Raw genomic sequence first — 13690 nt, 5'->3', positions numbered from 1 at the left:
TCGAGAGTCTACTGCCAGCCTGCGCCCTGACTCGTACAGGGAAAGTGTCAAAAAGCGGTTGAATGGCTACAGTGGTGCCTGTCTATGCCCGAGAATCCTCGGGTAAATATTTTCGTCCAAGAGCAGAGGTTTTTTTGCATGTCTGTCACTCCAGCGGGCTCCGAAAGCCACGACTACGACTCCTTTATCGCAGCCAGCACGGCACCGGTGGCCGCTATCAACTGGAACGAGGTTCCGGATGAGAAAGACTCTGAGGTCTGGGATCGGCTGACCGGAAACTTCTGGCTGCCCGAGAAGGTCCCAGTCTCCAATGACCTTAAGACTTGGGCGACTCTCAATGAGATGGAAAAGCAGGCCACCATGCGGGTCTTTACTGGCCTGACCTTGTTGGACACCATCCAGGGCACCGTCGGCGCGATGTCGATGATGCCTGATGCGCGCACCCCGCACGAAGAAGCGGTACTGACCAACATTGCCTTCATGGAATCGGTCCACGCCAAGAGCTACTCCAATATCTTCATGACGTTGGCCTCAACCCCGATGATCAACGATGCGTTCCGCTGGTCGGAGGAAAATGAGCACCTTCAGCGCAAGGCAAAGATCATCCTGTCCTACTACGAGGGAGATGATCCGCTCAAGCGCAAGGTTGCCTCCACGATTTTGGAGTCATTCTTGTTCTACTCCGGCTTCTACTTGCCGATGTATTGGTCTTCGCACGCCAAGCTGACCAACACCGCAGACATCATTCGTCTAATCATCCGCGATGAGGCCGTTCACGGCTATTACATTGGTTACAAGTATCAAAAGGGTGTGGCTCAGGAGTCTCCCGAGCGCCAGGCAGAGCTAAAGGAATATGCTTTCGATCTGCTCTACGATCTCTATGAAAACGAAGAGCAGTACACCGAAGATCTCTACGATCCGCTGGGCTGGACTGAGGACGCCAAACGCTTCTTGCGCTATAACGCCAATAAGGCGCTGAACAATCTCGGCTATGAGGCATTGTTCCCGGCCGATGAGACTCGCGTATCTCCGTCCATCCTTTCGGCGCTGAGCCCCAACGCTGACGAGAACCACGACTTCTTCTCGGGTTCAGGTTCTTCCTATGTCATCGGCAAGGCCGAAGACACTACTGATGATGACTGGGATTTCTAGTTCCCTCGTCCTCACTATTTAACGGCCGCTTATCGACGATCGTGGGTGTCTAACTAGGCGCTCACTTCGTCGGAGGCGGCCATTTTTAGTTCCCCTCAACCTAAAGGTTGATCACTACTGGGGGGATGAAAATGGGCAGCAGTGATCAATGAATATAAATAACCTGGCCTGAAAATGTGTCGGTGGTCACTCGATGATAGGGCGATGGGCGTTTTGCGTCCATTTGGGAGTGATCTGTCGACATCCGGAACATTTTCGGTGGCATGAGGGGTTAGACTAATCGTTGTCTCCAGCCCTGCAGGGCTGGAAAATTATCTTACGAGTCCTTTATGATGAGGCCCAGTAACAGCTTGGCAGGACGCTTGTCGGGCCTTGTCTCGTATCCAGGAGGAACTATGACCGCAGTGGCACCTAGGGTGGACGATCACGTCCAGCCCGAACGTCCTGAACCTACAGGCCATGCCCGTAAGGGCTCCAAGGCCTGGATGATGCTGACCACCACCGACCACAAGCAGCTCGGCATTATGTACATCATTATGTCGTTTAGCTTCTTCTTCCTCGGTGGCCTTATGGCGCTGCTGATCCGTGCAGAGCTTTTCTCTCCGGGCATGCAGTTCCTTTCTAATGAGCAGTTCAACCAGCTGTTCACCATGCACGGCACTGTGATGCTGCTGCTGTTTGGTACCCCGATTGTCTGGGGCTTCGCCAACTACGTCCTTCCGCTGCAGATCGGCGCTCCTGACGTTGCCTTCCCGCGACTGAACGCCTTCGGCTTCTGGATCACCACCATCGGTGGCGTGGCTATGCTGGCCGGCTTCCTGACCCCGGGTGGTGCTGCTGACTTCGGTTGGACCATGTACTCCCCGCTGTCGGACTCGGTTCACACCCCTGGTGTTGGTGCTGACCTGTGGATCATTGGTGTTGGCGCAACCGGCGTCGGTACTGTCGCCTCCGCGATCAACATGCTGACCACCATCCTGACGATGCGTGCACCGGGCATGACCATGTTCCGTCTCCCGATCTTTACCTGGAACATCTTCGTTACCTCTGTCATCGCTCTGATGATCTTCCCGCTGCTGCTGGCCGCCGCCCTCGGCGTTCTCTACGACCGCAAGCTTGGCGGACACATCTACGACACCGGCAATGGTGGCGCCATCCTGTGGCAGCACCTGTTCTGGTTCTTCGGACACCCTGAGGTCTACGTCCTGGCACTGCCGTTCTTCGGCGTGATCTCTGAGGTTATCCCGGTGTTCTCCCGTAAGCCGATGTTCGGCTACATCGGCCTAGTCTTCGCTACCTTGTCTATTGGTGCGCTGTCCATGGCTGTGTGGGCTCACCACATGTTCGTCACTGGCGCGGTCCTCCTGCCGTTCTTCTCCTTCATGACGTTCCTGATCTCGGTCCCCACCGGCGTTAAGTTCTTCAACTGGGTGGGCACCATGTGGAAGGGTCATATCACCTGGGAAACCCCGATGATCTTCGCCGTCGGCTTCCTGGCTACCTTCCTCTTCGGTGGTCTGACCGGCATTATGTTGGCCTCCCCGCCGCTGGACTTCCAGCTCGCAGACTCCTACTTCCTGGTCGCACACTTCCACTACACGCTCTTTGGCACCGTGGTCTTTGCTTCCTTCGCTGGCGTTTACTTCTGGTTCCCGAAGATGACCGGCCGTATGCTCGACGAGCGCTTGGGCAAGATTCACTTCTGGCTGACCTTCGTCGGATTCCACGGCACCTTCCTCGTCCAGCACTGGTTGGGCAACATGGGCATGCCGCGTCGTTACGCTGACTACTTGGACTCTGATGGGTTCACTACCCTCAACCAGATCTCCACGGTCTTCTCCTTCCTACTCGGCGCCTCCGTTATTCCGTTCGTCTGGAACATCTTCAAGTCTTGGCGTTACGGCGAGGTTGTTACGGTCGACGATCCTTGGGGCTACGGCAACTCCCTCGAGTGGGCTACTTCTTGCCCGCCGCCGCGCCACAACTTCACCTCCATGCCTCGTATCCGCTCCGAGCGCCCTGCGTTCGAGCTGCACTACCCGCACATGGTTGAGCGGATGCGCCGTGAGGCGCACACCGGCCACCACGATGAACGGGCAGAAAAGACTCAGACCCCGGCTCCTGCCGAGCTCAGCTAGTCTTGTTCATGCACTGCAGAGGGTTTGATACTCCCTCGCATGGAACCTCCGATTGATTTAAACCCCTGGTAGAGATTTTGCCGGGGGTTTAAGTCATGCCCACCCCCTCTCACGTGAAAGAATGAGCTCCGTGTCTGAACTCGATGCTTCCTTTGCCCCTGATGCTGCGAACTCTTTGCAGGTGTCCCTCCAACCCGGACTACAGCCGGCAGTAATTACCGTGACGGGGCAGGATCGCCCAGGAGTCACTGCTGCTTTCTTCCGAGTGCTTTCCGCCCACGATGTTCAGCTGCTTGATGTTGAGCAGTCTCATTTCCGCGGCCATCTTTCGCTTGCGGCTTACGTAGGGATTAATCCGAAGCGGGAGGAGCTTCTGCGTGAAGGTCTGACTGAGACTCTCCGCGGGCATGGCCAGCGAGTGAACCTGGAGTTGGTAGCAGGAATCAAGCATTCTTTGCCGCGTTCAACTCACGTTGCGGTAGTACTCGGCGATCCCGTTACAGCCGGGGATGTCTCGGCATTGGGCCAAACCTTGGCCAACTACGGTGCCAACATCGACCGGATCCGCGGTATCGCGGATTACCCCATCACCGGACTTGAACTGTCGATCACCGTGGCTGACCCAGAAGCAGGTGGCGGCACCGCATTGCGGAAGGCACTGGCTGAACTGACCGGCCAGCTTGGAGTCGATATTGCCTTCGAGCGCGCAGGACTGATTCGCCGTTCCAAGCGTCTGATTTGTTTCGATTGCGATTCCACGCTGATCACCGGAGAAGTCATCGAGATGCTGGCCGCCCATGCCGGTAGAGAAGCAGAAGTCGCCGCTGTTACCGAGCGCGCCATGCGCGGAGAGCTCGACTTCGAGGAGTCCCTCCGTGAGCGGGTAGCTGCACTGAAGGGATTAGACGCAGCAGTCATCGATGCTGTGGCCGCAGATATTGAGCTGACCCCAGGGGCACGCACCACCATTCGCACGCTGAAGAAGATGGGCTACCGCACCGCGGTGGTCTCTGGTGGATTCATTCAGGTGCTCGAGGACCTAGCTGAAGAACTCCAGCTGGATTATGTCCGGGCCAACACCCTAGAGATCGTTGATGGAAAGCTCACCGGCCGTGTAACTGGCAAGATCGTCGACCGCGCAGCCAAGGCAGAATTCCTCCACGAATTCGCGGCAGACTCGAACCTAGAGATGCATCAGACCGTCGCCGTGGGCGATGGCGCTAATGACATCGACATGATCTCTGCTGCCGGGCTGGGTATCGCCTTCAACGCCAAGCCAGCACTGCGGGAGATCGCGGATACCTCCGTTAACCACCCCTTCCTTGATGAAGTGCTCCATATCCTGGGTATTTCTCGCGAGGAGATCGACGGTTCTGACCTGGAGGACGGCACTTTTCATCGCGTGCCGCTGAATGCGTGAACGCCGAGGATCCTTTCGCACAAGCGTATTTCCGGCTAACAGCCCAGGTAGGTACGGAGCGGGGTTCTCATAGTGAGGACCCCGCACGGCCAGAGACCGTACAGGCCATGCAGATCGTCTTAGAGATCCCCAAAGCTCAACCGCCGGTGCGCTCAGATCTTCTGGCTGCAGCAGCAAGATCTGTGGTAGCAGTCTGCTTCGATGAACGCGCAGCTACTGACCCCATTTGGCGGGAGAGCCTCAGCGCTTGGTACGACCACTTGATCCGCAAGGTCGTTCGCCGGGCGCGCAATCAGGCCTGGCTAAAAGTACAAGACCTGCCGGGAGTGACCGTTAATCAGCAGGGTGCGCAGGCTCGGGCTTTCATCCCTTCTCCAGTTTCAGAAGTCAATGCTCTGGTGGGAAAACTCCAGATCAGTGGCACTGAGCTTCCGCGGGATTTGCCAGATGCTCTCGATCCCCAGCGTCCAGTGATCTTTATTGATGCAGGCCTAAAGATGAGCACGGGTAAAGCGGCTGCTCAAGTTGGACATGCCAGCATGCTATTGGCTGCGGCACAACCATTGGAGTGGGTACGCGACTGGGCCGCCAGCGGATTCGAGCTTTCGGTCCGAGAGCTCGAATCCGCCAGTTTTGCCTCGCGCATCAAAGACCCGCGGGCAGTCCTAGTCCGCGATGCCGGGTACACAGAGGTCGCACCTGATTCCTTGACCGTCTGCGCGCTGCCGGAGCCATAGCCGGGCCTCAACCAGGCCCCAGCCTGAGTTAGTCGCCAGTAGCCAAACGGGCGAGCGCACCGCGGACCACCTGGGGATCATTGGTTTCCCAGAAGGCGGGCATAGACGCCCGGAGGAAAGATCCGTAGCGCTTGGTCACCAGTCGATTATCGAGCACTGCGACCACTCCTCGGTCGGTGACCGAACGTAGCAGCCGGCCCGCACCCTGTGCCAGCAACAATGCCGCGTGGCTGGCTGCAACCTCCATGAAGCCGTTCCGGCCAGCGGCCGTAGCCGCCTCTTTGCGGGCCTGCAGTAGTGGATCATCGGGACGAGGAAAGGGGACCCGGTCGATGAGTACTAGCGAGCAAGATTTACCGGGGACGTCGACTCCCTGCCACAGCGTTAGGGTGCCAAATAGGCAGGCATTTTCATTCTTAGCGAAGGCATCCACCAAGGCACCGGTGGTGTCTTCTCCTTGGCTGAGTACGTCGAAAGGCAACCTGGCACGCATTGCCTCGGTTGCTTGCTGAGCAGCCCGGCGCGAGGAAAATAGTCCTAAGGTTCGGCCGCCAGCAGCCATGATGAGCTCGTAGATCTCATCGAGGGTCTCGGGGGCTAAACCGTCACGTCCGGGGTCGGGAAGATGCCGAGCGGTATATAAGATCCCAGATTTTCGGGTGTCGAAGGGCGTTCCCGCATCGAGGGAATCCCAGCTGTCTTTGGGCAGCCCCCATGCCGCGGCCATGGCATCGAACTGCCCGCCGATGGTCAAGGTAGCTGAGGTGAGTACTACGGTCTGCTCGGCAAAGAGCCGTTCATGCAGCAGGCCAGCCACTGACAAGGGGGCAACAGTGAGGACTTCACCGCGTCGGTCGTCGCGTTCGAGCCAGACGACATCCTGTTGAGCGGCTGGATCGGCCTCGTCGAAGACTTCGAGGATGCGCACGACGGCGTCGTGAAGTTCTTGGAGATGGTTGCTTAAGTTTTGTCGTTCGGCGGCTTTCTCCGGGTCATTAGCGCCCTCGCCCTCTGGAGCCGGAGCGATCGCCTCGCGCAGGGACCATAATCCATCGCGCAACCCCTTCAACGGTCCGCGAGCATCATCGTCCAAGTCAGTCCAGCGGCCGGAATCAAGGGTGGCAGCGGTGGTGACCCAGGCGTCGATGATTTCATCGAGTTTGGTCTCGCGCCCATCTGCACCGAGTTTTCCGGCACGCTTGGCTGCTAGGCGCAGGGTAGTCGGAGAGAGCTCATTGGTTGCGACCGAGGTGATTCGGCCATCGAGCTCATGAGCCTCGTCGATGATGACGACGTCATGCTCGGGGAGGATGTCCATATCGGCCAAGGCATCGATGGCCAGCAATGCATGGTTGGTGACTACGATGTCGACGTCGTGGGCTGCTCTACGGGCGAGTTCGGCGAAGCACTCCTCACCATGAGGGCAGCGGGTTGCACCCAGGCATTCCCTGGCTGTGACGGAGACCTGTTGCCAGGCGCGGTCCGGAACACCTGGTGTCAGGTCGTCGCGGTCGCCGGTTTCAGTTTCTTGGGCCCAGTCGTTGACTCGGACGATGTGGCGTCCCAGCCAGGAGAGATCTTCTTCGTCTAATAGCGAGTTTTCGGGTTCTTCTGCCGCGCCGATCCGGTTGAGGCAGACGTAGTTGGATCGGCCTTTCATAATGGCGAAGGTTGGCCGTCGCTCCATGAGCGGGGCGAGGGCGTCGACTAGCCGGGGGAGATCTCGATCCACGAGCTGGCGTTGCAAAGCAATGGTGGCAGTGGAGATGATCACCGTGGTGCCAGCAGCCTGAGCATGCCGAATCGCAGGTACCAAGTAAGCCAGCGATTTACCGGTGCCGGTGCCCGCCTGCACAGCAAGGTGGCGTTCACTATCCAACGCATGAGTCACGGCCTCTGCCATGCGCACCTGGCCATCTCGGCGACTGCCACCGAGAGCAGCTACCGCCGCCTCTAGTAGCTCCGGAGTGGATTGGGCTAATGGTTGGGAATCTGTCATGAGGTGGGAAATGACATAAATCGGGTGCTGATGGCGGGCTCATCTCGAGACAGGGCTAGGCCCTCCCACGGCAAGGTAAGCAATTGAGCCGCCAGGTAGGTTCGTGATTGTTCAAGGGTAGGAAGCCCCTCGACTAGTGCGCCATCGCGCATCATCGGATGAGTTAGACAGGTGGTAGATAGCCGCCCGATGGTGGGAGTCTCAATCCCAAACGGATGGACAATCTCTTCAACAGCCACGCCGGAGGAACGGTGAGCGCGGGCAGCTTGCTTGGCTCCGCCGATGGTGGCTTTCCCGCGGGAACGCTTGGCTACGGGGTGGCCATCAACTTCGACCAGCTTGTAGACCATGCTCGCAGTCGAAGCCCCCGAGCCAGTCACTACCGAAGTGCCGACGCCGAAGACATCAACCGGGTCTCCGCGCAGACCAGCGATGGCGAACTCATCCAGATCGGAGGACACTACGATTTTTGTGTCATAAGCTCCCAAATCATCGAGTTGCTGGCGCACCCGACGAGTGATCGCGCCTAGGTCCCCGGAATCGATTCGGACTCCGCCGAGCTCTGTACCCGCCACTTCGATGGCGGTTTTCACTCCTTGGGTGATGTCGTAGGTATCCACTAGCAAAATCGTATCGACGCCGAGGGTCTCAATCTGGGAGCGGAAGGCTGCGGCTTCATTCGGGGTGCCGTCTTCGTTGATATGCGCCAGAGTCCACGCATGAGCTGAGGTTCCGGAGCCCGGAATCCCGTATCGCAGAGATGCCTCGAGGTTGGACGTCGCATGGAATCCAGCCAAGTAAGCAGCTCTAGAAGCGGTCACCGCAGCGTATTCATGGGTGCGGCGGGAGCCCATTTCGATGATCTGACGGCCATCGGCGGCGGTGACCATTCGAGCAGCCGCAGAAGCAACCGCGGAATCGGAGTTCATAATCGAGAGAATGACGGTTTCGAGGATCACACACTCCGCGAAGGTTCCGCGCACCGTGAGCAGCGGAGAATAAGGAAAGTAGAGCTCGCCTTCGCGGTAGCCATCAATCTGCCCGGTAAATCGATATTTCCGCAGGTAGTCAAGAGTCTCCTCATCGAGGAAATCCAGGTGTTCGAGCTGTTGTTCGGTGAAGACGAAGTCCTGTACCGCCCGCAGTACTCGCGCAGTACCGGCGACGACGCCGTAGCGGCGTTCATTGGGTAGGCGACGGGAAAAAACCTCGAAGGCACAGTCCCGATGTGCCGTTCCATCCCGTAGCGCAGCTTGGAGCATCGTCAGTTCGTATTTATCGGTCAGCAGAGAGGTCGACCGCTTCGGCGGGAGAGAGGAGGTCTGGACCTGATTCGAAGTCGAATTCACACTGCATACCTTAGTGGAGGAGCTACCAATAGGAATCCAACAGATGTCCGGATACTGCCAAGTAGGTGGGAGGGTGACTAGGCTAAGTGACATGATCCGTCCAATTCGCATGAGTTCACCGATGGCTTCGCCGGAACTAGACGAGGCTATCGACGTTGATGTCGCCACTGCTGAGAATCTGCCGTGGATGTGCATAGTGTGGGACGATCCGGTCAATCTCATGAGTTATGTGACCTATGTGTTCCAAACCGTGCTCGGCTATGACCGAAAACGGGCCACTGAATTGATGATGCAGGTCCACTCCGAGGGCAAGGCTGCGGTCTCCTCCGGGGAAAAGGACAAAGTTGAAGCAGATGTGAAAAAGCTGCATACCGCAGGTCTTTGGGCCACCATGCAGCAGGCCGGATAAGGCCAGGAAGAGGAGAGCTATGAAGGCGTGGCGGAAGAAGCGGAGCCTGCGGTGGACGTCGAAGTATGTGACGGTGCTCGAGCCGATGGAACGCGAGTTGCTGGGCAATCTCACCGCCATGGTCAGTGAGGCGATTATCCTTCGAGCGCAGTCTGCGCCGAAGGACGAGTTATCTGAACTCACTGGCATTCCTTCCGGGCATAAGGAGGCGCCTCAGGATCCGGCGATGGCCCGTCTCCTACCGGATTTCGAGCGTTCTGGCGATGAAGAGTACGAGGGAGATAATTCGCTGCTGCGTAGTCTCCACGAAAATGACATCTGTCGTTCCAAGCTCGCTAATCTTCAAATCGTTGCTGAGGCAGTGGGCCCAGACGGCGGAGTGGAACTATCACTCTCGGAGTCGCAGGCACATTCCTTCCTCGCAGCGCTTAATGATCTTCGGCTTTATCTCTCGGCCTCGGAAAATGACCTTGGCATCCCCGGTCTGGGCAAGGAAGACATGATCGAATGGCTGAGTTTTAACCAAGACAGTCTGCTCGGCGCACTCATGGGGGAGTGAGTAGCGTCGTGTCCGGTTCGCTTATCGACGTCCCCGGGCTGAGCGTAGGCCATGCCAGCCTGGGCGATACGGGAGTGAGCGTTATTCTCGGATCCCCTCAGGGGATGACCGCGGGGGTAGATGTCCGCGGTGGCGGTCCAGGTACCCGCGAGACTGATTTGCTTGAGCCTTATAACACTGTGGAGCGAGTACACGCCGTGCTGCTGGCTGGTGGATCTGCCTTTGGCTTGGCCGCAGCCGATGGTGTGATGACGCAATTGGAAGCCGTGGGAATCGGTTTTCCGGTGCTTGGTGAGGGTGTTTCTGGCCCGCGAATTCCCATCGTCCCAGCCGCAGTTATTTTTGATCTACTCGTCGGCGATCCAACTCATCGGCCCACCGCTGCAGATGGTGCGGCAGCGACCCGATCGGCATTGGAAGCGACTGGTTCCCAAGCTCATCGTTCAGGCAGTCTCGGAGCTGGTTGTGGCGCCAGCGCTGGCGTGCTGCGGGGTGGATTCGGGCAGGCCTCGATACGCGTTGGAGACTATGTGGTGGCCGCAGCGGTGGTAGCCAACCCCGTCGGCGAAGTCGTGGATGCTGAGACTGGGTTGCTCTTTGGTGATAGCACCCTTCCACCGGTAGATAGAGCAGCCTTTGCACGGCTGTCTAGGCCACCAGCTTCTTTGAACACCACCATCGGGGTGGTAGCCACTGATGCTCCGGTGAATAAATCACAGGCTAAACGGCTAGCTATGGTCGGACATGATGGCATCGCTCGTGCTGTGCGGCCTGCTCATTCCCCGCTGGATGGAGACACCCTCTTTGGTGTCTCTACCAACGAATCCGCCGGGGGAGTGGAGATAGCCGTTCTCCACGAACTGTCCCAAGCGGCTGCCGAGGTGGTGTGTGCGGCGATCGTTGATGCGGTCACTAGCGCTGTATCTGGTCACGGGTTGACTGCGTGGCCGCAACTATTAAGCGGCGAGGTTTCGAACGGACCGATAGACTCGGCCCAATCATGACAGCAGCCTCGTATTCCTTTGCTCCTCCGCCAGCTCCGGTTTCGCCGAAGAGTCGGTTTCGTACGGGCCTGAACTTCGCCGCTGGCTACCTCATTGTCGTTTGGGTAGCTCACGTGGTCAACGTATTCCTCTTTGGCAGTGTGTTGACTTACTACGGCATTCATCCGCTGGATATCTCCTCGGTGTGGCATATTTTCACCTCACCGCTGCTCCATGCTGACCTGGGGCACTTGATCTCTAATAGCGTGCCGGGAGCTGTGTTCTGTTTCCTGATTGGTATTTCTGGCGCCCGAGTGTGGTGGGAGGTCTTTGCTTTTGTGGTCGTCATCGGCGGCCTGGGGGTGTGGCTTTTTGGCGGAGTAGGAACCAACCACATCGGCGCTTCCGGTTTGGTCTATGGCTGGCTCGGCTACCTCTTGGTACGCGGGGTGTTTAACCGCAGTTTTATTCAAATTCTGCTGGGCTTGGCGCTGGGAATATTCTACTCAGGCTTGGTGTGGGGCCTACTGCCGGTGACACCAGGAGTGTCCTGGCAAGCGCACCTTTTTGGCGCGGTAGGAGGCATCGTTGCCGGCATGATTATTACTTCAGATGATCCAGCGGCGTTGAAAGAAAAACGACGACAGCGGGCATTGAAACAGTAGTCACCGGACAGGGCTTCCATTGATGAGTGTGACTGCGGTTTCTTTTCTGGAATTGCCGCAAATTTGTATGGTCTGACCATATAAAATAGAGCCCGTGACTTTAGACCAAGCGATTCGACTTTCCGAGCAAGAACTGACCACCTGGAGCAACCTTGGCACGGTGTATTCCATGCTCACATCTGAGCTCAACTCCCAGCTGAGACAAGACGCCAGACTCAGCCATGCAGAGTTCATTGTGCTCGCACGTTTGGAAGCCGTTGATCCACATCGTTTGAAAATGAGCGGCTTGGCGGTCTCCGCCCAGATGACGCTGTCCCATTTGTCTCGAGTGGCTAGCAGGTTGGAAGAACGGGGCCTGATCGTCCGTACAGAATGCCCAGAAGATGGCCGTTCCATCTTCGCGGTTCTCACGGAGCAAGGCCTGCAGACATTTGAATCTGCGGTGCCAGGTTATGCTCGACAGCTCAGGGAATTGGTGTTCAATCCACTCGATGAGGAGACTCAATGTCACTTCAGTCAGGCGGTGAATGTGATCGCTAAATCCTTCAAGCCAGGTAACGGCTGACTGGGCCACGGGTAGCATCAGCAGAGTGAACTCTTCTAGTCCTTCCTTACCCGGCTCTGAGGCTCCCATCGGTATCTTTGATTCCGGGGTGGGCGGTCTGACGGTGGTACGCACGATTATCGATCAGCTGCCGCATGAATCGATCATCTATATCGGCGACACCGGGCATGGCCCTTATGGCCCGCTGACTATCGCTGAAGTGCGTCAGCATGCCACCAGAATTGCTGATGAGCTGGTCGAGCGTGGCTGCAAGATGCTAGTCATCGCCTGCAATACTGCTTCGGCAGCTTTTTTGCACGATGCTCGCGAGCGCTATGACGTACCCGTGGTGGAGGTTATTCAACCAGCTGTACGCCGAGCCTTGGCTACTACCCGCAACGGGCGGGTCGGAGTGATCGGTACCGTCGGTACCGTCAATTCTGGTGCCTATCAAGATCTATTTTCCATCAATCCAGGCGTGGAAGCCTACGCACAAGCCTGTCCCAGTTTTGTGGATTTCGTCGAACGCGGGATTACCACCGGTCGGCAGATCTTGGGAGTCGCAGAGGCCTATGTAGAACCGCTGCAAGCCGCGGGGGTAGATACCTTGGTGCTCGGTTGTACTCACTATCCATTGTTGACCGGAGTTATCCAGCTGGCGATCGGAGACCATGTCACGTTGGTCTCTTCTGCTGAGGAGACCGCCAAGGATGTCGTGCGGGTGCTCACCCGACATGACCTGCTAGCAGAGCCCGAGTCGGACGTTGCTCCGACCAGGTTGTTTGAATCCACCGGGGATCCGGTGAAATTCGCCCAGCTGGCTGAGCGCTTCTTGGGGCCTGGGTTAACCCAGGTACATCGTTCTTCGGGGTTATCTAGCTAACTAGGTATTTCGGTTAATCCGGCGGAAAATTAGTGTTTCAGTCGAGAAAACCGTCTGGGCGTGGCACAGTATTTATATGAAGGTGACCATTCTCGGAAGCTCCGGAAGCGTCAGCAGTCCCACGAATCCGGCGTCCGGGTATCTCGTGAGTACCGAAAACTCCCCATCGCTACTGGTGGATATCGGGCCGGGCGTAATGGCCAAGCTTCAGGAGCTGCAAGACCCCTGTGAGGCGCACGTGGCATTTAGCCACCTGCACGCCGATCATTGCCTCGATTTCCCCTCCTTATTGGTGTGGCGACGGTTTCATCCGACCGCTCCAGCAAAATCCCGCAACCTCTGTTTCGGTCCCACCACCACACCCGTGCATCTGGGCCGGCTGTCTTCCTCCAGCCCGGATGAAGTCGATGACATGTCGGATACCTTCGCCTTCGACTCTTGGCAGGTAGGACAACCCCAGATCATCGACCGATTGACGGTCACCCCATTTCCCGCTGTGCATCCCATCGAGTCTTATTCTTTGCGCATCCAAGAGCACACCACCAACAAGGTGGTTGCCTACTCAGGGGACTCCGGGTGGACCGATTCTCTGATTGAATGTGCCAAGGACGCGGATGTGTTCATGTGCGAGGCCACCTGGGGTGCGGGCAACGGTACTTATCCGCCCGAGATGCACCTTTCCGGTGCAGAAGCCGGACGCATTGCCCGGTTAGCCGGGGCACGCAGCCTCGTGCTGATTCATATCCCGCCGTGGGGAGACCCTAATGGTGCTGTAGCCGCTGCCCGAACTGAATTCGACGGCCCGGTCACGATCGGGGAGAGCGGTCTGGAGATCATTGTTTGAGCGGGTAA

The 13690-nt window shown here is 57.6% G+C and carries 13 protein-coding genes; 11 read left to right on the top strand and 2 right to left on the bottom strand.

What is annotated here, in order from left to right; genetic code table 11:
- The first annotated feature begins 138 nt into the window (after positions 1 to 138).
- From nrdF to C5L39_RS05065, 4 genes are all read left to right on the top strand, one after another.
- Positions 139 to 1152: a class 1b ribonucleoside-diphosphate reductase subunit beta gene (gene nrdF / locus C5L39_RS05080; RefSeq protein ID WP_123047751.1), complete on the top strand. Its 1014-nt coding sequence runs from the start codon at positions 139 to 141 to the stop codon at positions 1150 to 1152.
- A gap of 395 nt (positions 1153 to 1547) precedes the next feature.
- Positions 1548 to 3290, top strand: coding sequence for an aa3-type cytochrome oxidase subunit I (ctaD, locus tag C5L39_RS05075; protein WP_123047750.1), 1743 nt, complete (start codon positions 1548 to 1550; stop codon positions 3288 to 3290).
- A 121-nt stretch (positions 3291 to 3411) separates the two neighbouring features.
- Complete coding sequence (serB, locus tag C5L39_RS05070; protein WP_123047749.1) at positions 3412 to 4710, top strand: phosphoserine phosphatase SerB; 1299 nt, start codon at positions 3412 to 3414, stop codon at positions 4708 to 4710.
- Between the two features lie 107 nt (positions 4711 to 4817).
- On the top strand, positions 4818 to 5447 hold the full coding sequence (locus C5L39_RS05065) for a peptidyl-tRNA hydrolase (protein WP_123047841.1): 630 nt from the start codon (positions 4818 to 4820) through the stop codon (positions 5445 to 5447).
- A 28-nt stretch (positions 5448 to 5475) separates the two neighbouring features.
- Here the strand turns inward: C5L39_RS05065 and C5L39_RS05060 are convergent, their stop codons facing one another.
- Positions 5476 to 7446 carry an ATP-dependent DNA helicase gene (locus C5L39_RS05060; RefSeq protein ID WP_123047748.1) on the bottom strand — a complete coding sequence of 657 codons (1971 nt, stop codon included), beginning with the start codon at positions 7444 to 7446 and terminating at the stop codon, positions 5476 to 5478.
- Positions 7443 to 8795 carry a nicotinate phosphoribosyltransferase gene (locus C5L39_RS05055; protein ID WP_281270222.1) on the bottom strand — a complete coding sequence of 451 codons (1353 nt, stop codon included), beginning with the start codon at positions 8793 to 8795 and terminating at the stop codon, positions 7443 to 7445. The genes C5L39_RS05060 and C5L39_RS05055 overlap by 4 nt, the downstream gene beginning before the upstream one ends.
- A 109-nt stretch (positions 8796 to 8904) precedes the next feature.
- Between C5L39_RS05055 and clpS the strand changes: the two genes are divergently transcribed.
- The 7 genes from clpS to C5L39_RS05020 all read left to right on the top strand — a co-directional run bounded on the left by clpS (position 8905) and on the right by C5L39_RS05020 (position 13682).
- Positions 8905 to 9204: an ATP-dependent Clp protease adapter ClpS gene (clpS, locus tag C5L39_RS05050; RefSeq protein ID WP_123047840.1), complete on the top strand. Its 300-nt coding sequence runs from the start codon at positions 8905 to 8907 to the stop codon at positions 9202 to 9204.
- A gap of 19 nt (positions 9205 to 9223) precedes the next feature.
- The gene (locus tag C5L39_RS05045; RefSeq protein WP_123047746.1) at positions 9224 to 9763 is read left to right on the top strand and encodes a DUF2017 domain-containing protein; all 540 of its coding nucleotides are present in this window, start codon (positions 9224 to 9226) and stop codon (positions 9761 to 9763) included.
- Positions 9760 to 10767, top strand: a complete 1008-nt coding sequence (locus C5L39_RS05040) for a P1 family peptidase (RefSeq protein ID WP_123047745.1) — start codon at positions 9760 to 9762, stop codon at positions 10765 to 10767. The genes C5L39_RS05045 and C5L39_RS05040 overlap by 4 nt, the downstream gene beginning before the upstream one ends.
- Positions 10764 to 11411 (top strand): rhomboid family intramembrane serine protease, encoded by a 648-nt coding sequence (locus tag C5L39_RS05035; RefSeq protein WP_123047744.1) that lies wholly within the window; start codon positions 10764 to 10766, stop codon positions 11409 to 11411. Before C5L39_RS05040 ends, C5L39_RS05035 begins: the two co-directional genes overlap by 4 nt.
- A gap of 94 nt (positions 11412 to 11505) precedes the next feature.
- Positions 11506 to 11976 carry a MarR family winged helix-turn-helix transcriptional regulator gene (locus C5L39_RS05030; protein WP_123047743.1) on the top strand — a complete coding sequence of 157 codons (471 nt, stop codon included), beginning with the start codon at positions 11506 to 11508 and terminating at the stop codon, positions 11974 to 11976.
- 25 nt (positions 11977 to 12001) lie between these two features.
- Positions 12002 to 12838, top strand: coding sequence for a glutamate racemase (gene murI, locus C5L39_RS05025; protein WP_245974876.1), 837 nt, complete (start codon positions 12002 to 12004; stop codon positions 12836 to 12838).
- Positions 12839 to 12914: 76 nt separating this feature from the next.
- Positions 12915 to 13682: an MBL fold metallo-hydrolase gene (locus C5L39_RS05020; protein ID WP_123047741.1), complete on the top strand. Its 768-nt coding sequence runs from the start codon at positions 12915 to 12917 to the stop codon at positions 13680 to 13682.
- Positions 13683 to 13690: the final 8 nt, after the last annotated feature.

This window comes from Corynebacterium alimapuense, from assembly GCF_003716585.1.
GTDB lineage: Bacteria > Actinomycetota > Actinomycetes > Mycobacteriales > Mycobacteriaceae > Corynebacterium > Corynebacterium alimapuense.
Note: the sequence above shows the minus strand (reverse complement) of the source record. Positions and strands in the feature narration are given on the sequence as shown.

Coding starts and splice junctions, on each gene's coding strand:
- nrdF (WP_123047751.1), top strand. CDS start 139: ATGTCTGTCACTCCAGCGGGCTCCGAAAGCCACGACTACGACTCCTTT.
- ctaD (WP_123047750.1), top strand. CDS start 1,548: ATGACCGCAGTGGCACCTAGGGTGGACGATCACGTCCAGCCCGAACGT.
- serB (WP_123047749.1), top strand. CDS start 3,412: ATGAGCTCCGTGTCTGAACTCGATGCTTCCTTTGCCCCTGATGCTGCG.
- C5L39_RS05065 (WP_123047841.1), top strand. CDS start 4,818: ATGCAGATCGTCTTAGAGATCCCCAAAGCTCAACCGCCGGTGCGCTCA.
- C5L39_RS05060 (WP_123047748.1), bottom strand. CDS start 7,446: ATGACAGATTCCCAACCATTAGCCCAATCCACTCCGGAGCTACTAGAG.
- clpS (WP_123047840.1), top strand. CDS start 8,905: ATGAGTTCACCGATGGCTTCGCCGGAACTAGACGAGGCTATCGACGTT.
- C5L39_RS05045 (WP_123047746.1), top strand. CDS start 9,224: ATGAAGGCGTGGCGGAAGAAGCGGAGCCTGCGGTGGACGTCGAAGTAT.
- C5L39_RS05035 (WP_123047744.1), top strand. CDS start 10,764: ATGACAGCAGCCTCGTATTCCTTTGCTCCTCCGCCAGCTCCGGTTTCG.
- C5L39_RS05020 (WP_123047741.1), top strand. CDS start 12,915: ATGAAGGTGACCATTCTCGGAAGCTCCGGAAGCGTCAGCAGTCCCACG.